Below are 18,336 nucleotides of genomic sequence, written 5' to 3' on the forward strand. Positions count from 1 at the left end.
GGATAGTGATCAAGCACCAACCCTCGTCCTGCCAGGTACAAGCCGGCCGGTGAATCGGCATCGACCGACCGCGCCTCCTGCCACAAGGCGGCATTGCGGGCTCGGGCCTTGGTCCACAACCGTTCCTGTTCGGCCTGCTCCCGCGCCGCACGCCGGGCCAGCTCGGCCGGATCGATCGCCACCGCCACGGCTTGACCACCAAAGAAATCGGCCACCCAGCGCGCCGCACCGAGGAAGTCGCAGCGCAACCAGTCGGCCAACAGCTGGAAACCGTCGCCGCCATTCGGGCGATGGTGATTGCAGACGAAGCAGCCGCGACCGTCGCGGTCGGTAAACCGGAAACGGTCCTTGCCGCCGCACACGGGACAGGGCCCATGCTTCTTGCGCAGGAAAGCTGCATCGATCCCGGCTGCCTGCAGCAGCGTTGGCCAGCGATCCCGGGCCAGAGATTTGAGATGGGGAAGGTCCAAACGGGTTTTTTGGGCGTAACCGGGCCTGCCGGCCTCGATCGAGGTCGTTGTCATGATGGGAATCCTGAAGAACTTAGAAGCGGGAAGGGCGGGACGAACGCGCACTGGCGCGTTGCGGTCGGGCCGGGCGGGCCTGTTTCAGGCCGGCCAGCGCGGCGGCAATCCGGTCACGGGTGGCGCGGCTCAGCAGCGCATTGTTACGGGTCGGTTTACGCATGCAGCACCGCCTGCACCTGCGGCACACGACGCTCGGCCAGTTGCGCCAGATCGACCACCGCGTGGTACTCGCAATCGAGCTGATCGATTCGCGCACCGGCCTGCCGGCTCGCCAGCCGGGCAATCACCTGCATCTGCTCGCCGGCGTCGTCCGGCAACAGCTCGAATACCTTGAGCACCCCCTGCAACTCGTCCAGTGCCTCGCCGGCCTGCGACGACAGATCGGTCAGCGCCGCCAAGGGAATGGCACTCGAATGCAGCCCCTGACCTGAACGGAAGCGCTCCAGTGCCTGCAATACCGACGCCAGCAGCTGCACCGATGGGTGATCACCGCTTACCCCCCACTGTTGCGCCTGCCATTCGGCGAAGTGACGGTACAGCGGGTTATGCAGCTCGGAGATTGCAACGACTGGCAGCCGCTGCAATACGTCCTGCTCGGTCCGCAGGGCCAAGGTGGCGCAACGGGACTCGACCGGGTTTGTGCCCTGCGTCCCCAACACCCCATCGACTTCGGCATGCATCAGCTGCAGTTCGCAACGGGCGGAACGGGCAATGCTGCGCATCTGCCGGCCCGCTTCATCGGGCAGGGCCTCAAGAGCCAGCAACAACTCGACCAGTTGATCCATCGTTTCCCTCGCCAGCTCGGACACGTCGGTGAAGGCACGCAGTTGCGCCAGCGATGCGGTGTTGTGCCGTTCAGTCATGGATACCTCCGCGATGGGCGATGCCGTAACAAAGCAGGCCGGCCGACAGGGCCAGCAAAGTCAGCACGGGGCAACGGGCGTAAACAAGAACAGCGGTAAGGGCGGTAAAGGCGTGCGTGGTGAACGCACGAAGGGCGGATGAGGCCATCGGGCAAGGCTCCTTGATGATTTGAAGCCTGCCGTTCGAGACCAATCGAAGGTGGCAGGCCAGTAGCAGGGTTGGTCTACCGGCATCAAGGAAACCGGCGCGTGCAAGCACGCCCCTTCTACGGCCCGCCATAAACTGGACGCACCGGTAGCGGTGTACGGACGTAAAAAAGCCGCCGGAGTGGCGGTTGTCCGCCTTGATGTTCGGGAGACCAATCCCGGTCGCGCTATTGAACACGACCCGATCATTGTGCGCCGGGTCTGCGGACCGGGCAAGGGCGGTGCGATCGGTAATTTGTCGGGCGCGGTTCATCGTTGACCCTCACCGCCGGCTGGTCCGATCGTGTCACCCGAGCGCAAGATCGAACAGAGCGACACCAGCCACATCGCCCGCATGTCGTCCCCCTTGGTCAACAGCCGGGCCGCCCGGAAGGCGTACTCCGTCCGGACCAGTGTTTCGAGCGTGGCTCTGTCCGGACACGCTGCCGGCGGCAATCGCGACGCCAGTTCATGTGCGTTCACGGGCCACCACCTGATCACGTTCCGCAATGCGTTCGGCGACCCATGCCGACACTTCACTCTGCAGCCAGGCCACGCTGTTGCCACCGAGCCGGACCGGCTTCGGGAAGGTGCCTGCAGCAATGGCGGCGTAGATCGAACTGCGTGACAGCCCGACCTGCTGACGCAGGGCCTGCAGCCGCAACAGGTAATCGACTGGCGTTGCTGTCTTGGCCGGCGAGAAGGTCGCCACGGCCGGTAGGGAGGCACGGTTCTTCATGCTGGCTCTCCCTGCTCGATGTTGCGCGTGGCCATGAAGGCCTGCAGATCGGCAAGGCGGTACAACACCCGGCCTCCGCGCTTGATGTAGGCCGGGCCGCCGCCACGACTGCGCCATGTAGCCAACGTGGTTTCGGTCACACGCAGCAACAGCGCCGCGTGGGCCGGCGGAACTTCAACGGCTTGGAAGGGGATGGACTGCAAGGGCACGCTCCGGAGTCGGCTGAAAGGGGAGCGGATGATAGGAGTTGGCCACAAGGCCAAAAAGCAGCCAGCCGGCTGGATGAGGAAGGCAGCCGGCTGGATTGGTAAGGCAGCCGGCTGGAGAAGCAAACCGGTTTGCGTCGGCGGAAGTTCTATGCCCTGCGCCGGGGGCTGAAACCGAGACGGGCCAGTGCCCGCGTGACCCAGCCGAGGCTGTCGTGGTAACTGAAATGGCCGGGCCCCAGACCGAGTTCCCGGGCTTTGGCGACGGCGTCCGGTTCCAGATCCTTGGCTGCTTCCACCTGCGTGACATAGGGCGTCTGGGCATGCCGGCTGTAGACCGCCTCGCGCAACCAGTCGGTCAGCGGCCGGGTCGCATCATGCCGCTTGGCACCACCGGCACGCGCGGCACTGAGACGGGCCTCCTCGACCAGTGCCACAGCCCCGCTGGATTCGACCATCCGCGCGGCCAGCGCAATGTGGGCCAGTGCCGCGTCGACCTCGACGCAGGCCCGCCAATGCTCGGTATCGTGCAACAGGCAGGCCAGTACGAGCAGATAAAACTCGGTCGCGGTCAACTGTGCCAAGCGGCTCCCTGACGCCGCCCGCATATGCAGGTAGTCCACCAGCATCATCCGGCCGTCGGGATCCTGCTCATCAAAATCGAGCAGGTCCTCCCGGTCTTCCCGCTCGCACGCCGCCCTGTGCGCAGCCCAGGCGGCGTCGACTTCCGCAGCCAGCTGCTGCAACGCATCCCAGCTCGCCGCCCAGACGGGCTCGAAGGCCACCGGATCCACCGGCTGCCGATGCGCGTCCAGTGACACGCCGGTGAACTCGACCAATGCCCGCTTGAGCTTGGCACCGAGCGGGGCCAGACCGCACTCGAATCCTTGGTCTAACCACCTTGCGTACTGCGCCGGGGATAAACGAATTCGCATCGCCGCAATGGCCTCGGCATAACTGCACCACATCCAGTGATTCCCTGACCCCGAACGCACCCGGCCAGGCGCCGGGGCGCACAGGTTCGAAAAGGCCGGATGATGCCGATTGTTTGCAAAAGCATCCGGATGAAAAAGGGGATTAAGTGGCTTGGCGAAACCATTTCAGTACGTCCTAGGTGGTGTGACAGGGGCATGATCCGGCCCCGAGCCCCCAAAAACGTAACCCCTTCGCAACAGGAATGAACCGACGACCGGTGACTACTGCGTAAGGTGCGCCGTGTCAGTATTATTGGCATGAATAGATGGACTGGGTTGAAAAAAAACCACATGAAATTAGATGCTTAAAGTGGATTCTGGTTGTCCTTATTATTGTTAATGTACTGACATGCGGGTCAGTCTAATAACTGTTAGGCAGAATGAAAATCGACCTCTCTCCATCTGAGATGCACGGCCACTGGACTCACTGCGAGCCAAAGGTTTGCGAGTTTCAGTACGGACCGACAATGATTTATGTCAGCTACAGCGCTGACAAGCCTATGCAACCCAGATTGGCGCTCGCGCAGGAAACAGTCGAGGCAGCTTTCAAAGACGCGGATGGAGCAATCGAATTCGCTCGGCAGATTTCCGAGACCAAGAATCCGGAGTTCTGGCGAAACGCGCGCCGAATCGATCTAAAGCAAAACCCGCTTATCGTCTTCGCTGTCCGCTATCCCATAGAAAGCGAACTGCCAATCTATGAAATTTCGTGGAACCCGATCTTTGAACCGGAAGTCGGGGTTGCTCTGTCAGATGCTTGGATAGAAGAGCAGGTGCACAGAGAGCATCTTCCAGACAATGACGAGATCATCTACGTAAAACGCCTGGGAGCACAGCTATATGCGCAAGCTGCCTAACCCTTCCAGCGAGAGGACGTCACAAGGGCTACGCTCTTGACCCGCCTCTCATGTCAAACGTTAGGCGTCAGGAGTAGCTCGGTGAACTTCCTTGGAACTTGGCGAGTGGTCGGGCTGCCGGATCGTGAACTTGTCTTCGCCGACAACGGTATGGGGTACTTCAGCACCCAGGGTGAGCGCATGCCGTTCTTCCAATGGTCAATCACAGAGTGCGGACGTCTTGCTTGGCAGTTCTTCTTGAATGAGGCACTTACTGAATTCGCATCGTGCGCGCACGAACCAGAATATGCAGTCAGCTGCGGAGGGACAGAGCTGCGCTTTGAGCACGCTCCGTTCCCGTTTGGCATCAAGCACTTTGTGCGCGAGGCACAGCCTGATGCCTAACCCTTCCATCGAGAGGACGCTTTCCGGCCTTCGGCCTCCAAGCGCCTCTCATGTCCAACGTTAGCCGTCGAGAGTTCCATGACCCGTACTGTTGAGTTTGAGATAGCTCTTTCCTTCGCCGGAGAGGATCGAGCCTATGTGGATCAAGTTGCAAATCTTTTGCGGGACTCCGGGGTAAAGGTCTTTTACGACATCTTTGAAGAAGCAACCCTATGGGGCAAGAACCTCTACGACTACCTCTCTGACGTCTACCAGAACAAAGCTCTGTACACGATCATGTTTATCTCCGAGAGCTACGCGCGCAAGTTGTGGACCAATCATGAGCGACAGGCTATGCAAGCGCGAGCGTTTCAGGAGCATCAAGAGTACATACTTCCCGCCAGATTCGACGACACCCCGATCCCCGGGGTCCTGCCGACCGTCGGGTACATCTCACTTGCAGGACGCACTCCTCAAGACTTCGTCAAGCTTGTTCAGACAAAGCTGGTCAACAGTGGCCGCACGATTCCTTCGGAATCGATACGCCGCGCCATGTTCTCCGTATCAAGCGCGCCTCGCGTTGATCCCATTCACGCAAGAGTTCTTGTCGTCTCTTCTAGCGGCCAGCCTGTTGCAACAGCAGAGATCACTGCCATTGCAGACAACGGCACCACGAAGAACGGGAGAACTTCCGTCGACGGAGTTGCCGAACTCTCCATCCCCACGCGCCGCCTCAATCAACTCCTGGTCGCCCATCCCGAGCATCCGGGAGTCGTCATCCACTCGTGGGATCCCTATGACGATCTGACAATCACGGTTGTTGACTCCGAGAATACGGGTTCAATTGTGTGTCATAGCACCGGGCACATCCCCGGGCTTGAAGGTCGCTTGAACCCCATACTGGACACGCACAATCGCATGTACCTATACGCCGACAACATCGCAATAGGCGGTGGAGTTCGGCAGCCAGCGACATTTCAGGTGGATGTACCTTTCGAGCTAGAAGATTCGAACGGCGTCGTCATGCAGGTCCGAGTTCTGCACATCCAGGGGCAAACCTCGTTGCTCCAGTATGTGTTCCCGCGCCGCATCGACGGCTAACCCTTCCATCGAGAGGACGGCACCCGGCAAGCCGGGCGCCGCCTCTCATGTCAAACGTTAGGCGCGCAGCCATGACATCAACGCTTTCCAGCTACAGCGACTCAGAAATCGAAGCACAGGTGATAACGCCAGCTGGTGGTTTGTCTTGCTTCCGCCTAGTGGCCTGTCCTGGCTACAAGTTGATCGAATACCGTTTGGACGATGGCGATTTTTTAGGTCTTATCCTAGAAGAGGACATACTCAATCGCTCTGCAATTCAATATCTTGAAAAGAAGGATGTCCCAGAGATCGATTGGAATGATAGGCTTCGTTAATTTTAGTGATTCAAATTTGGGCTTGGCTGGAAATTGCCCACGCAGGAGCCTAACATTTCATTCAACCCGGACGGGCTAACGTCCGCCGAATAATTTCAACGTTAGGCCTCTCCGGAACTGGTTCATGCTTGTCCTTCAAGTCCTCAAAAACCGCAAAGTGCCGTATGTCGTCCACGCTCAATACAGTGAGTCACGGCCGTATCAGGGAGGTCATCTAAGCCGCGTCCATCTTGGCGGCAGCTTTATGGGGTTCACATTCGAAGAGCTATGCGAGATGGGAACTGGGGAGTACGAGGTTGCCGCTCTTGATCCGCATGACTTCAGAAACACGGGAACAGAACCGGAGTTTCAGTCCGCTTGGGAAGCTAAGCATGCCCAATTCGAGTTCATTCTGTTTGGGTATCAAGTTGGCTCCTATACCTCGCTCGAGGTTCTCGCGTTCGCTCAAGACACATTGGAGGCCCGTCGTGCAGGCGAGGCCTAACCCTTCCATCGAGAGGACGTTACAAGGGCTGCGCCCTTGCGCCGCCTCTCATGTCAAACGTTAGGCCCCATGCAGTCAACCCTTTCTCTATTCATTGACGACGAGCCCCGGACGGTGGGACGGTTCGCCGTCCCAGAGATGAGCTTGAGTTCGTCTCGCGCAGCGATGAAGCAGCATCGATTTGTCATTGAGATGCAGGCAAGCGCACTGATTAAATATCTCGAGCCCGCATATGCGGCGTGGGTGGCCGAATCGAAGAAGGACGACGAACGCTGTGGCGGACCACAAGATAAGTTGGCGAAGGCGGGATACCCCAGCCTAAATCAACTGATCGAAACTCCAAGGCTTTTGGGGTTCGTTGTGGGGCACTATCTGTTGCAGGAATTTCTTGGCAAGCTCACTTGGGACGGCGCTAGCTCTATTGAGTACTGGTTAGATAGAGTCGTCGATTGCCAAACTAGTGATGGCTTCGTGCGCCTTTCTGGCACCTGCTACAGCAAGGCGCTCTGCGTTGAGGCCTAACCCTTCCATCGAGAGGACGTCGCCCGGCAAGCCGGGCCTCGCCTCTCATGTCACACGTTAGGGCTCTACATGCAATTTGTCTGCGACGGTGAGCTTCTCGGGGTGTTCCGCATTACCGGCCCGACTCACAACTTGCTGTTGATTCATCTTGTCGAGGGCTTGGGCGTCGAAACCACCGTTGAATGTTTGCCCGCCATAGGGCACGACAAACGCGCTGCGCTGGATGATGGCGCGGTCCTGCAAGCCGTTCATAACGGGGTGGCACAGGCGAACATGCAACATGGAACCGCTTACGCTGTTTCGCGCGTGAGGTACGTCCAAGACGACTCCAAGCCGGAGTCTGTTTATGAACTCCTCGCCCAGGCAATCGTCGCGCGCCGTGTTGCCGGCGGAGCGTTTGGGGCGAGCCCTAACCCATCCCTCAAGCGGACGCCTGACGGCGCCGCTTAAGTCAAACGTTAGACCACTCGCAGTGAAACTCCTGCTGATCGCATTGCTTTTACTAGGCTTCCAAATGTCACATTCCGCAGACAACCCTTTGCTCAAGGATGCAGTAAAGGCCCCGCCTGTCGTCTATTGGGCATCACTTGGCCGTACCGAGTCGGTTAAGCAATTGCTCGCCGATGGAGCAAGCCCGAACTCTGTAGATGAAGAGGGTTGGAGTGCATTGCAAGCCGCTGCTGAAAATGGGTATCTTGAAATCGTAGAGATTCTTGTTCGCGCAGGAGCCAATATCCACTACAGCTTTTCTGGCAAGACTGCACTGCAGTTTGCAGTTTCAGCCAAGCAGGAAAAAGTCGTCCGATACCTTAAAAGCGTAGGCGCAAAGTGAAAGTGCTGCCTAACCCTGCAGTCGAGCGGGACAGCCCAAAGCTGCGCTTTTGGTTCCCTCCGCTTCGCTCCGGCTGCCCCTCACTTCTACGTTAGGCGATGAGCCAGCCACTCATGATCCGTGACACCCTAGATACTCTCGCAAACACATTCCCCGAGTGGAAAGAGCAATTGTCAAAATCCACTCCTAACCGGGAATGGGAGTATGTTGTTACATCTCCCAACAAGATGACCAAGTTGGTTTTCTCTATCTCAGATCGTCTAAATGTTAAATTTGAGAAAATAAACCTAGAGTTTTTTCATGCATCCGAAGCAATCAGCGTGCTGAAAGAAATAACATCTGAAACACTGGTTTATGTCGAGTATGTACTGGATAGGAACTTGGCGGAAAGCCTAGAGCAAGATGTGCCTATTGGCATTCCAGAGCATCAAGGCAGCACTCTGTTGGTTCAGTCAAAAATCCCAACAAAAAACTCGGAATGGGCCTTTGCTAACAGAATAAGGACTATATCTTGGTCAGGGAGTTTTAATAAGAATTTCGAGGCCATATATGGCAAATAATAAATCGCCTAACTATTCGCTCAAGCCGACGGCCAAAAGCTACGTTTTTGGCTTCCCTCCGCTGCGCTCTGGCGCGGCTTAGCTCCAACGTTAGAGCACTGCGCATGGAAGAGCCCATCAGCTTCAATTTGTGGGGAAAAATAGTTCCTGAACGACGCAATGAAGCAATTGACTTCATTCGTCAGCAATCCATTTTTTCCAGCGAAATGGAACTTCGAAAGGCCGTCATGGCATCAATTGCCACTGGTCGAACAATGCAGATATCTGCTGTCCTAGGCTTGAACGGGGGAAGAACGCTAGAGGCTGCAGTTGGCAATATCTTTAATTGCTTTACTCTTTGCCAAGAAGGTTATGGCCCAGCCGGCAAAGTGTCATACTGCTCTATACACAACCTTCACTTTGGCGGCTGCTTGGGGTGCCATATTTGCAGTGGGTTCTACCGTGAGTAGCGCTCTAACCTTTCAGTCAACATGGACAGCCCAAGGTTACGCTTTGGGCTCCCTCCGCTACTGCGCAGCTCCGGCTGCCAGTTACTTCCAACGTTAGGCATCGCAATGCGCGCTGAGCAAGCACTCCAAAAATTCAAAGAGTTGGCGGCAGTAACCTCCTCGGAAGTTCAGGCCGTTCTCGCGAACCCGGCAGAACGACAGGCACTCTACAAGTTGCTACTTAGCGAGCAACTTCATCCAATGGCACCGCTGATCCGGGCTGCATTTCAGAAGGAAGTCGAGTACCGCGATGCGCTCTGGGAGAGAACCGTGGAAGATGACGGAAATTCCTACGAGGGAATCTATCGCTGTGCGTTTTTGCTGTATTGCTTGGGAACGCCAGATGACATCCCAGCATTGTGGCAGGCCAAATATCTCAACATGGACGTAGGCACTTCTATGGGGGCTGAGTTCTTCATAGGTGCTGGACTGAATGAGTCAATCAAATTCATTGAGAACGCAGTTCACCCTGAGTCCACCGAGATCGCCGCATACATCCAAGGTTGGTTCTCCCAGTCCGATGCAATGCAATGGCAAAAGGCTTGGGAAGAAGACATGCGCTCCAACATCAGCGATGCCTAACCCTTCCATCGAGAGGAAATGCCCCGGCAAGCCGGGCCATGCCTCTCATGTCAAACGTTATGGCGCTTGTTTTGCTCAAGGAGAAACTATCGTGGCCGATTTTAGAATAATCAAAATCACGTTAAATAGCGGACACATATTCATTCGTCGAGAAACAGTTGGGAAATCAACAATTGGCGGAGATGACGCGAAACCTTACAGCAGCACAAAAGTGCTCCGCCATTTTCGCAACATGGTGAGAATAAAAGTTGCGAATGGCAAAACCATCACGCCGCTTGACCAACACGCTAATCGAGCAACAACAGCTACGGTGCAAGTATTATTCATCTTATCCAACACCACTGAATCTCACGCTGACTCAATAAAGAGTCAAGAAATTAGCAATGCTCGAGCAGCACACCCCAATCTTGTGCTCAATGTTATTGGCTAATATTCCCGCTTACACTTCAATCAACCCGGATCGCCTTCGGCGTCCGGTTATTTCAAACGTTAGACCTCACAGTCACCTCCCATGAACAGCAATCGCTCTGTCTCAGCCGCAATCGGTGAATACCTCGTTCTTGGCGAGCTGCTCAAGCGGAACATTGAGGCCTATCTAGCTCACGGAGAAACACAAAAAGGATGGGATGTCGTCATCGTCACGGACGAGAGAACCAAGCGCGTTCAGGTCAAAACAATCGATTGGCCAAATCAGCAAGCGGTAAACGGGAACTTCGCCGGCGGGTTCGACTACCTTGTAGTGGTTCTGCTCGACAGACTGAACCCACGCAGCCGGTTCTTTGTCTTTAAACATGCTGAACTTGACCCTCTTCTTTCTGCACCGAACGAACTGAGGACTGGCGGCAAACGAACCCTAACGATTAGCCAGAGGTCGATGGACTCGCGAGTAAAGCTGCACGAAGACAACTGGAAGATCCTGCAGCCGCCTTCCACAGAGTCAAAACAAGAAGTTCTTCACACTGAGCCAGAAGGTGAGGTCTAACTTTTCCATCGAGAGGACGCTTTCCGGCCTACGGCCTCCAAGCGCCTCTTATGTCAAACGTTAGGCGACTTTGTGCGATATCCGACAGAACAAAGAGAGCCTTGCATGAATGCATCAGAAACGGAGCAGCAGTTTTGGCTTCTTTGCGAAACTGTCGATGCTGCCGATACCGTTGAATCGAGGGTCCCTGACTTGGAGCCGCTTCTCTTGAAGGTTTTGCAGCTCGCTAAAACCGAACAAGAGAACCGCGACACCTTGGTGAAGTGCTTCGTGCAACTTGTTGATGGCTCTCGTGAGATGTCACGGTGGATCGTGCTCTTCTGCATGCGAGAGCTCAAATGGCCTGAAATTCAACTGGCTGCAAATGACCGATTCGAACGGGCCGGAGGCGCTCGAGCGCCGAGACTGATGAACTGGATCAGCGATATCAACTGGGTGTACGACGATACCCTCTGGGAACATGCGGATTTTTTCTGGTACTTTTGGTCCCAAGAGCATCCGGGCGAGCCTTGGCCCTGCCAACCAGCCGCCTAACCCTTCCATCGAGAGGACGCATGTCCGGCAAGCCGGCCTGCACCTCTCATGTCAAAAGTTAGCCATCCGGGAAGATGAGCTTTGTTCGAGCTTTTCAAGAAAGCACCGCCACCACCGCCCGAGTTGCCAAAGAGGCTCCCGCCGGTCCCAGATTGGCAGCCTAGCGTACAACTGCCTCTCGACAGGATTGCTGAACGAATTCGGTTCTACACGAACGGTTCGCGCGACTTTGCTCTGTTCAGCAATGGTACCGTGGCCATTCTTCCTTTCGGCCTGAACGACAAGGACGCCGAGCAGCATGCGCTCAAGGCGCTCCACGGCGTGTTCCACGCCCATCCAGATTTCAATCCGATGAACATGAAAGACGGCAATGTCTTGGTGCAGTATAACCACGACGTAGCGAGCCTTGTGTTGGCCGACGTGGTTCAGCAGAATTGGTCTGAAATCGAAATGCACCATCGGCGTGCGCTAGCTACCTACGAAGTCCTAATCACTCCGCTGGGTCAGAACACGTTCGATGACTTTGGGAAGAAGGCACTCTTCGGCAGGTGTTTCATGTTTATGGATGCCCAAGCACCGCAAGTCGTTCGTATCGAGCGCCATGACGGCTAATCATTCATTCATTCCATCGGATGCCTGACGGCGCCGCGGCATTCAAACGTTGTGCCTCAGCAGAGGTGTCTTGCTGTGTTCAGTAAGCTATTTGGCAAAAAAACCTTCGATCGGATTGAACAGCCGCTCAATGCAATCACCCTCCTTGGCAACGTTGAGGGTGCTGGCGTCAACAGCTTACGCATTGCCTTGGTGGCACGGCTCCGTTCCTTTTCCGGGGTTGCCAACGCCTACCTCGCCAAGATTCAGTACGTGGAGGAGGACGAACTGCGTGTTGGTCTTGCAATCGATGCGCCTTCGATTTCTGAAGTAGAGAAAGGCGAAATTGCGTCTCGGTGCTCGGGCGTGGTGCCGATGGACATCCTCTTCCTTGATTCGCTGCCCGACTCAATAGTCGCCTCTTTGCGTAGCAGCTACACACCGTTGTTTGTGCCTGATCTCAAGCTCTTTGAGTGCCCGATCCGTGTCACAAGGGGGAGTAATTCTGAAATGCCGACCGAGTGGAAGGGGGCAATTATCTTCTTCTACGTTGCGTCCTCATCCTATCAGGAAGCGCTGCTGACCGCCGTTGCTCAACTGAGGGCGGAGGGCTACGAGTATCAAACAGTAGCGAACGGCAAAGTAAACCAACTCGACCCCTCGGTTTGGTGGTCCGGATTCGTTATGGAAAAGTGGAGCGAGCATGCCGCTCACTTTCCTTCACAAAGCGATCTCGAAGCGCTAGTTGCAGCTGGTGGGTATTTCAGAGGGCCAGTATTGGGGTGGGCGCATGACTCTGAGGCATAACACTACTGTCGAGCGGGCGCTCTGCCTATTGGCGGAGTTCCTTCGCTTCGTTTAGTCACCCCCGCTCACCTTCGACGTTAGCCATAGCCATGCAGCTCGATCGCACGAAATCATTGATCCATGATGGGATTAATTTGAAAAACCCCCTTGAAGCACTTGCCCATGTGCTTGAGTCTGCTCTTGAGCTGATCTCATTGCCTGACAATGATTTCGCGTGGTCATCTTGGGACAATGCAGCCGAAGCTCAAGCTGAAGTCAGTTCTTTGATTCAGTGTGTTCAATCAGGTGCCCTACCTGAGAGAGCTAGTGTCTCTGTGCTGTTCGCCCCAACTGGCCCCCTTCAAGAGGTAAGCCTTGGCAGTGGATGGGCAGAACCATTTCTTAAGGTTGCGGAGAGGTTCGATGAAGTAGAAGCTTTTCTTTGGTTAAAATCTGGCTGAACCCTTCAGTCAACCGAGTCTGCCTTTGGCAGTCCGGTTGAAGGAGCCTTCGCTAACGCTATCAGCAACCGCTGAGGCGGCCTTGTTTCGGCTCTGCGTCTTGTACGACGTACGGCGCTAGTTTCCAACATGGCTGCGCCTAACTCTTCAGTCAACCGGACACCCAAACTACTGCGCAGTTTAGGTTCCCTCTGCTGGCGCTCCAGCGCCGGTTACCTTCAACGTTAGGGTGCTATCGTGCTCATAAAACATATCGTCAAGCACGCCTTGCCGCTCAAGGGCAAGCTGCACATTCCCGATGCTCTAGGAGGGGCGGTTTCCCATCGATTGAAATCAGGCGCTCTGCTCAATTGCACGTTCCAGTCTCCCGACGGAGAGCAGTTCGAACTCGAAGGAAGGGTTGCCTTTGAACTCATCAACTACAAAGGTCGAGTCGAGCACCTGGAGAGAATCGGCGGCAGCCTCATCTTCGGCGAGAGGCCCGGTGGCCAAATCCCGCTTGGCTGGTTACTCTTTGTGCTGGTGGACGAATGAAAAATACTTTCAGTAACGCAAAGGGCTTGCAGCCTTCGAACCAGCTCCCTAACACTGCGGTCAACGTGACAGCCCAAAGCTTTGCTTTGAGTTCCCTCCGGGCTCCCGGCACTCCGACAGCCTGTTATCTCCAACGTTAGGCATCGTGAACCGGCTCATATTTGATGGCCGGTCAGTGAGGCTCCATCTTTGACTACAAAACCAGTTGAAATGCCTGCTGTTGACATACCTATTTGGCGTGCAGAAGCGATGAGACAACCATCTAAGTCGAAATTAATGCGTGCCATTTCTGAAAAATACTCTGCGCCAAAAAATGACGTTGGCGCAATGTTGTATGCTATCTTTGATGATTTTACGATGGATGATTTAATCTACATTTGGAAGTGGGACATGGAGAGGGCGGGCGTTGGTATTTCAGATGAACGAATAGATATTCTGCTTGTTCACCTGCAATCTTGCGTGGCAAATAATTCCTAACACTTCAGTCAACCGGGACCGGTTAAAGCCGATCTGTTACTTCAAACGTTAGGTGCTCTCGTGAGCGATAACTGGAATCAACTTGCAGTGCAGTACTTTCACCTGATCAGCCCAACTGGAGAACTGTCCGAGGCTGAGGTGCATATTCGCAACATGGCGGTACGTGACTTGATCGGCCGTGCTGCGGCTTCGCTCCCAAAAGACAACCCAATTGCACTGTCTTGGTTCATCGATGCATTGCAACGAGACCCCGATCGCTTGTTTGTGGCTCAAGTTATGTCAGTCGCGAATCCAGTTCCACGCTGCTTGCTTGATCCGTTGTTGATTGCCGCCCTCTTGGAGCCAAACCCAAGTGCAAGCCGGGCGTTCGTGGCTCCTTGCGTTCGCAGCTTTGGTGGTCCGGAGGTCGTTACTCGCATCGCTGCTTTAGCAGGCCACCCTGGCGTTGCTGAGCATGGCGGCGTGAACAAAGCCATGTACTGGGTGCCGTAGGTCGGCCCCTAACACTACATTCAACCCGGACTGGCAAGAGCCAACCGGTTAATTTAAACGTTGGCGTCCATGACCTCTCCTTTCACTTGGCTTCGTGCAAGACTGTCCGCGAGGCCGCAGGACATATCGGGGTTTCACTACGAGCCGGCGGATCGCGTGGCGCACTTCGAAGAGGCCGCACCTGGCCTGACAATTGGCACCTTTCAAGATGCACCACCGTGGATTGTCGTAGACATTTCACTTGCCACAATCATTGTTGCCTCGTGGCCAGGACGGCTGTGGGAAATTCAGGTTGTTCATCGGGCCTCAGAGCAACCTGCTGCAGATGCTGGCTATGTTCGTGCTACCGCAGTCCATGTCGTTAGAGAGCTGTCGCCCGCTATCCTTTTTGGAGCCAACGGCGAGGCAGTTGCCTCGATCCTCAGCGTTGCAGCCCAATTGACACTGGTGCAACGAGATCAATTGGCTCGCTTGCATAGTGAAGCCGGTGACGAGGCCTATTCACAAGTGTGGAATCGATGGCTAGTTGAATCAGACCCGACGAGCGACCATTGCGGTGATGATCATAGAAATACACTTGCGGTTGTCTCTGGGAAAAGGCGCTCTCCACTTGGCGCCGCTCCTACCGTTCTTCATTCTGTTCTTTCGCGACGTGCGACTGAGGTTGATGGTGCAGCTGCCTTTGTCGAAGACGGCGAAGAGCGCTATTTCTCTCCGGCATGGTCGAAGGCCTTTGCCAGCCTGTTGCATGCCTGTTTTGCAATGGGCGCTGAAGCGAGCCTCGTTTCCAAAGATCAACGTTCGACGCTTATCGCAGCATACGAAAGCTTGGCAGGTATCGAATGACGCCCAGCCTGTTGGCCGAGCGGACCTCGCGCATAAAGCCGGGCCGGGCCACTCATTTCAAATCTTAGGGGCCGTTGCCTTTCAAGGGGGCGCGTGAGTTAGCAGGGGCGGTTTATTTTCTCTTTTCGCATAATTGGTATTAAGGCCCTGACAAGGTGCTCTGTTCGCTTGGGCAGGGGGAATCACGCCTCGCGTGCATTTCTTGCCGAGCTGCTAGATGATGTCTGGAGCATGAATTGAGCAACTAGGCGGGCTGCTGCGGCTGCGTCACTTTGAGTGCGTGACACCTGTGACACGCAAGGAGCTGAACGTGTCACGGGGAAACACCATTCAAATCAACGGTGTGACACCTGTGACACGTGTGACACCGCTAAAAGCGGGAGGGCGAGGAGGGGGCGAGCACGCAAGGACTTAGTGGTATTAAAGTCCTTCGGTTTCCTGCAGGGTGCTGCTTATCGAGTTCGGGACTGGTATTGGGTCTATCTTTTTATGGATACGCCTATGTCCCGTAGTGGTGTCGCAGGTGTCACCCGGCTAGCTGATCAGGCTGCCTTGCCCTTGCGCAGCGGGATGACTTTGTCACCCTGTCCGGCGAAATCATGCGGGGGAATGAACTGCGTTCGGTTGGCGTCGAGCCAGTCGGCCCACCACTGAACCATCATCCGGCGTTGTGCCAGAAACTCGGCCTTGTGTGTATAGGCGGCGCGCACGCCATTGCGCTCCTTATGGCTCATCTGTCGTTCGATGGCGTCTTCACTCCACAGCCCGGATTCCAGCAAGGCACTGCAGGCCATCGCTCGGAAACCATGGCCGCAGACCTCGGTCTTGGTATCGAAGCCCATGCGGCGCAATGCCTGATTCACGGTGTTCTCACTCATCGGTTTGGATGCGTCGTGATCGCCGGCAAAGACCAGATCAAAGCGACCGGTCAACGGGTGGATCGCCTCAAGGACCGCAAGCGCTTGGTGCGATAGCGGCACCATGTGCGGTTCGCGCATCTTGGCTCCACGGTGCGAGTGCTTTACGCCTTCAATTTCGGTGCGACTGGCCGGTATTGTCCAGATGGCTCGGTTGGCGTCGATTTCGTCCCAGCGCATAAAACGCAGCTCACTGGAACGGACGAAGGTCAGCAGGGTGAAGCGCAGAGCTTGCTTGGTGAGAGTGCGCCCGCCATCGTTCTCGACGTGCTGCAACAGCTCGGGGATGCGCTCCAGTGCAAGGGCAGGGCGGTGAGTGGCTTTGCGGACCGCGAGTGCACCGGTCATATCACGGGCCGGGTTGGTATCGATCAGGCAGGTCTGGACTGCATAGCGCATGATGCCGTCGATGTGCTGGCGTAGCCGGCTGGCCAGATCGAGTGCACCGCGTTCTTCCACCCTGCGCAGCGGGGCAAGCAGGTCGCGGGTGTTCAGGTCGGCAATGGCTCGTTGGCCGATGGCTGGGAAAATATCCGCTTCCAGCCGACCCAGGATTCGGCGTGCATGGTCTGGCGTCCACTTGCCTGCGCTCTTTGCGTGCCAATCTCGGGCGATGGCTTCAAAGCTGTTTAGGGTCGAATTCGCCTCATCCCGCTTGACTTGGCGTTTGTGTTCTATCGGGTCAATTCTTGTTGCGAGGAGGGAGCGGGCCTCGTCGCGCTTGGCGCGAGCCTCCGATAGTGACAACGCCGGGTAGTCGCCGAAAGCGGTCAGGCCTGGCTTGCCGCTGGGTTTGGTGAACTTGAAGCGCCATGATTTGGTGCCGTTGGCCTTCATCAGCAGAAACAAGCCGCCCCCATCGAATAGGGAAAAATCCTTGTCGCGTGGCTTGGCGTTGCGGCAATCGGCATCGGTCAGGGGCTTGGTTGTGCGTGCCATAGGTATACGATTTTCAAATCGAATCAGCGTATCCCTAAACGTATACCTAAAGATGCTGGATGTGAACGGACTTAGTTGGATTCCCTTGGACGCAAAAAACCCCCGGAAGCTAGGCTTTTCGGGGGTTCTTTGGACTTCCTAGGGCGCCCTAGGAAGGGTGACTGGTGCCCGGGGTCGGACTCGAACCGACACGCATTGCTGCGGGGGATTTTGAGTCCCCTGCGTCTACCATTTCGCCACCCGGGCGGGCAAGGCCGGGATTATGGCCGAACCTGTGACGAACGGCAAGCTTATTGCTTGGCCTTCTTCAGCGCCAGTGCCCGTTCGTACAACTGGTTGCGCGGGGCGCCGGTGATGGTCTGCGCCAGCGCAACGGCTTGCTTGAGCGGCAACTCGGCCACCAAGGGCGCCAGCACCGTATCGTGCGCGGCTTCGTCGGTGTGCTCGACTTCGGCGGCGGCATCGACGACGAGGACGAATTCGCCGCGTTGCTGGTTGGCGTCCTGCTTGACCCACTCGACCAGCTCGCCCAGCGTGGTGCGCCGAATCGTCTCGAAAGTCTTGGTCAGTTCGCGTGCCATCACCACTTGCCGCTCGGCGCCGAACACGGCTGCGAGATCGGTCAGGCAGTCGACGATGCGGTGCGGTGCTTCGTAATACACCGTCAGATAGGGCAGGGGGGCCAGCGCGGCCAGGGCGTCGCAGCGCTGCTTGGTCTTCGGTGGCAGAAAGCCGTAAAACAGCGTGTGCGGGCAGTTGAAGCCGGCGGCCGAGACCGCGGCGGTCAGCGCGCTGGCGCCCGGCACCGGCACCACCGGGTAGCCGGCGGCATGCACGGCGGCGGCAAGCACGGCACCGGGATCGGAAATGCCCGGTGTGCCGGCGTCCGAGATCTGCGCGACCGATTCGCCGGCGGCCAGACGGGCGATGATCCGCTCGGCCATGGCACGTTCGTTGTGTTCTCTCAGGCTGACCAGCGACTTCTGGATGCCAAAGTGCCGCAGCAATTGCCCCGAAACCCGCGTATCTTCGGCGGCGACGACGTCGACACCGGCAAGCACGTCGAGCGCGCGCTGGCTGATATCCCGCAGATTTCCGATGGGCGTGGCCACCACATATAATGTAGCCCGGGCTACCTGGTAAGGATCGTGATGCACATTCAGGCTCCATGGCGCATGT

29 protein-coding genes and 1 tRNA gene are annotated in these 18,336 nt (G+C 56.5%); 19 read left to right on the top strand and 11 right to left on the bottom strand.

Annotated features, from left to right (window positions below; genetic code table 11):
• From JMJ54_RS09445 to JMJ54_RS09475, 7 genes are all read right to left on the bottom strand, one after another.
• On the bottom strand, positions 1-575 hold a 575-nt coding region (locus JMJ54_RS09445), incomplete at its 3' end, for a primase-helicase zinc-binding domain-containing protein (protein WP_308437992.1).
• Complete coding sequence (locus JMJ54_RS09450; RefSeq protein ID WP_203538126.1) at positions 544-687, bottom strand: hypothetical protein; 144 nt, start codon at positions 685-687, stop codon at positions 544-546. The genes JMJ54_RS09450 and JMJ54_RS09445, both read right to left, overlap by 32 nt.
• Complete coding sequence (locus JMJ54_RS09455; RefSeq protein ID WP_203538127.1) at positions 680-1,390, bottom strand: hypothetical protein; 711 nt, start codon at positions 1,388-1,390, stop codon at positions 680-682. The genes JMJ54_RS09450 and JMJ54_RS09455 overlap by 8 nt, the downstream gene beginning before the upstream one ends.
• Positions 1,383-1,850 carry a hypothetical protein gene (locus tag JMJ54_RS09460; RefSeq protein WP_203538129.1) on the bottom strand — a complete coding sequence of 156 codons (468 nt, stop codon included), beginning with the start codon at positions 1,848-1,850 and terminating at the stop codon, positions 1,383-1,385. Before JMJ54_RS09460 ends, JMJ54_RS09455 begins: the two co-directional genes overlap by 8 nt.
• 195 nt (positions 1,851-2,045) lie before the next feature.
• Positions 2,046-2,315, bottom strand: coding sequence for a helix-turn-helix transcriptional regulator (locus JMJ54_RS09465; RefSeq protein ID WP_203538130.1), 270 nt, complete (start codon positions 2,313-2,315; stop codon positions 2,046-2,048).
• Positions 2,312-2,518, bottom strand: a complete 207-nt coding sequence (locus JMJ54_RS09470) for a helix-turn-helix domain-containing protein (RefSeq protein WP_239000010.1) — start codon at positions 2,516-2,518, stop codon at positions 2,312-2,314. The genes JMJ54_RS09465 and JMJ54_RS09470 overlap by 4 nt, the downstream gene beginning before the upstream one ends.
• A gap of 152 nt (positions 2,519-2,670) precedes the next feature.
• Positions 2,671-3,489, bottom strand: a complete 819-nt coding sequence (locus tag JMJ54_RS09475) for a hypothetical protein (RefSeq protein ID WP_203538132.1) — start codon at positions 3,487-3,489, stop codon at positions 2,671-2,673.
• A gap of 386 nt (positions 3,490-3,875) precedes the next feature.
• On the opposite strand from JMJ54_RS09475, the gene JMJ54_RS09480 reads away from it, so the two are divergent.
• The 6 genes from JMJ54_RS09480 (at position 3,876) to JMJ54_RS09505 (ending at position 7,136) form a co-directional block, all read left to right on the top strand.
• Positions 3,876-4,352 (top strand): hypothetical protein, encoded by a 477-nt coding sequence (locus JMJ54_RS09480; RefSeq protein ID WP_203538133.1) that lies wholly within the window; start codon positions 3,876-3,878, stop codon positions 4,350-4,352.
• 81 nt (positions 4,353-4,433) lie between these two features.
• On the top strand, positions 4,434-4,736 hold the full coding sequence (locus JMJ54_RS09485; RefSeq protein WP_203538134.1) for a hypothetical protein: 303 nt from the start codon (positions 4,434-4,436) through the stop codon (positions 4,734-4,736).
• A gap of 78 nt (positions 4,737-4,814) precedes the next feature.
• Complete coding sequence (locus JMJ54_RS09490) at positions 4,815-5,816, top strand: toll/interleukin-1 receptor domain-containing protein (protein ID WP_203538135.1); 1,002 nt, start codon at positions 4,815-4,817, stop codon at positions 5,814-5,816.
• 71 nt (positions 5,817-5,887) lie between these two features.
• Entirely contained in the window at positions 5,888-6,130 is a 243-nt protein-coding gene (locus tag JMJ54_RS09495) for a hypothetical protein (RefSeq protein WP_203538136.1), read from the top strand.
• A gap of 124 nt (positions 6,131-6,254) precedes the next feature.
• Complete coding sequence (locus JMJ54_RS09500) at positions 6,255-6,614, top strand: hypothetical protein (RefSeq protein WP_203538137.1); 360 nt, start codon at positions 6,255-6,257, stop codon at positions 6,612-6,614.
• Between the two features lie 69 nt (positions 6,615-6,683).
• Positions 6,684-7,136 (top strand): hypothetical protein, encoded by a 453-nt coding sequence (locus JMJ54_RS09505; RefSeq protein WP_203538138.1) that lies wholly within the window; start codon positions 6,684-6,686, stop codon positions 7,134-7,136.
• A 57-nt stretch (positions 7,137-7,193) separates the two neighbouring features.
• On the opposite strand, the gene JMJ54_RS09510 is transcribed toward JMJ54_RS09505, so the two are convergent.
• Entirely contained in the window at positions 7,194-7,457 is a 264-nt protein-coding gene (locus tag JMJ54_RS09510; protein WP_203538139.1) for a hypothetical protein, read from the bottom strand.
• Positions 7,458-7,608: 151 nt separating this feature from the next.
• On the opposite strand from JMJ54_RS09510, the gene JMJ54_RS09515 reads away from it, so the two are divergent.
• The 13 genes from JMJ54_RS09515 to JMJ54_RS09575 all read left to right on the top strand — a co-directional run bounded on the left by JMJ54_RS09515 (position 7,609) and on the right by JMJ54_RS09575 (position 15,301).
• The gene (locus tag JMJ54_RS09515) at positions 7,609-7,968 is read left to right on the top strand and encodes an ankyrin repeat domain-containing protein (RefSeq protein ID WP_203538141.1); all 360 of its coding nucleotides are present in this window, start codon (positions 7,609-7,611) and stop codon (positions 7,966-7,968) included.
• Between the two features lie 98 nt (positions 7,969-8,066).
• Positions 8,067-8,528 (top strand): hypothetical protein, encoded by a 462-nt coding sequence (locus tag JMJ54_RS09520; RefSeq protein ID WP_203538143.1) that lies wholly within the window; start codon positions 8,067-8,069, stop codon positions 8,526-8,528.
• 554 nt (positions 8,529-9,082) lie between these two features.
• Positions 9,083-9,598 carry a hypothetical protein gene (locus JMJ54_RS09525; RefSeq protein ID WP_203538145.1) on the top strand — a complete coding sequence of 172 codons (516 nt, stop codon included), beginning with the start codon at positions 9,083-9,085 and terminating at the stop codon, positions 9,596-9,598.
• Positions 9,591-10,028 (top strand): hypothetical protein, encoded by a 438-nt coding sequence (locus JMJ54_RS09530; protein WP_203538147.1) that lies wholly within the window; start codon positions 9,591-9,593, stop codon positions 10,026-10,028. Before JMJ54_RS09525 ends, JMJ54_RS09530 begins: the two co-directional genes overlap by 8 nt.
• Positions 10,029-10,109: 81 nt before the next feature.
• Positions 10,110-10,580 (top strand): hypothetical protein, encoded by a 471-nt coding sequence (locus tag JMJ54_RS09535; RefSeq protein ID WP_203538149.1) that lies wholly within the window; start codon positions 10,110-10,112, stop codon positions 10,578-10,580.
• A gap of 105 nt (positions 10,581-10,685) precedes the next feature.
• Positions 10,686-11,114 (top strand): hypothetical protein, encoded by a 429-nt coding sequence (locus JMJ54_RS09540; protein ID WP_203538152.1) that lies wholly within the window; start codon positions 10,686-10,688, stop codon positions 11,112-11,114.
• 81 nt (positions 11,115-11,195) lie between these two features.
• Positions 11,196-11,726, top strand: a complete 531-nt coding sequence (locus JMJ54_RS09545; protein WP_203538154.1) for a hypothetical protein — start codon at positions 11,196-11,198, stop codon at positions 11,724-11,726.
• Between the two features lie 75 nt (positions 11,727-11,801).
• A complete protein-coding gene (locus tag JMJ54_RS09550) occupies positions 11,802-12,512 on the top strand; it encodes a hypothetical protein (RefSeq protein WP_203538156.1) in 711 nt (236 codons plus the stop codon).
• A gap of 89 nt (positions 12,513-12,601) precedes the next feature.
• Complete coding sequence (locus tag JMJ54_RS09555) at positions 12,602-12,952, top strand: hypothetical protein (RefSeq protein ID WP_203538158.1); 351 nt, start codon at positions 12,602-12,604, stop codon at positions 12,950-12,952.
• 237 nt (positions 12,953-13,189) lie between these two features.
• On the top strand, positions 13,190-13,486 hold the full coding sequence (locus JMJ54_RS09560) for a hypothetical protein (RefSeq protein WP_203538160.1): 297 nt from the start codon (positions 13,190-13,192) through the stop codon (positions 13,484-13,486).
• Between the two features lie 189 nt (positions 13,487-13,675).
• Positions 13,676-13,963, top strand: a complete 288-nt coding sequence (locus JMJ54_RS09565) for a hypothetical protein (RefSeq protein ID WP_203538162.1) — start codon at positions 13,676-13,678, stop codon at positions 13,961-13,963.
• Positions 13,964-14,023: 60 nt separating this feature from the next.
• Entirely contained in the window at positions 14,024-14,455 is a 432-nt protein-coding gene (locus tag JMJ54_RS09570) for a hypothetical protein (protein ID WP_203538164.1), read from the top strand.
• Between the two features lie 156 nt (positions 14,456-14,611).
• On the top strand, positions 14,612-15,301 hold the full coding sequence (locus JMJ54_RS09575; RefSeq protein WP_203538166.1) for a hypothetical protein: 690 nt from the start codon (positions 14,612-14,614) through the stop codon (positions 15,299-15,301).
• 542 nt (positions 15,302-15,843) lie between these two features.
• Here the strand turns inward: JMJ54_RS09575 and JMJ54_RS09580 are convergent.
• The 3 genes from JMJ54_RS09580 to rsmI form a co-directional block, all read right to left on the bottom strand.
• On the bottom strand, positions 15,844-17,157 hold the full coding sequence (locus JMJ54_RS09580; RefSeq protein ID WP_203538168.1) for a tyrosine-type recombinase/integrase: 1,314 nt from the start codon (positions 17,155-17,157) through the stop codon (positions 15,844-15,846).
• A gap of 162 nt (positions 17,158-17,319) precedes the next feature.
• Positions 17,320-17,403, bottom strand: a tRNA-Leu gene (locus tag JMJ54_RS09585).
• 44 nt (positions 17,404-17,447) lie between these two features.
• On the bottom strand, positions 17,448-18,272 hold the full coding sequence (rsmI, locus tag JMJ54_RS09590) for a 16S rRNA (cytidine(1402)-2'-O)-methyltransferase (RefSeq protein WP_203538170.1): 825 nt from the start codon (positions 18,270-18,272) through the stop codon (positions 17,448-17,450).
• Between the last annotated feature and the right edge of the window lie 64 nt (positions 18,273-18,336).

It is taken from the genome of Jeongeupia naejangsanensis (assembly GCF_016865585.1).
Lineage (GTDB): Bacteria > Pseudomonadota > Gammaproteobacteria > Burkholderiales > Chitinibacteraceae > Jeongeupia > Jeongeupia naejangsanensis.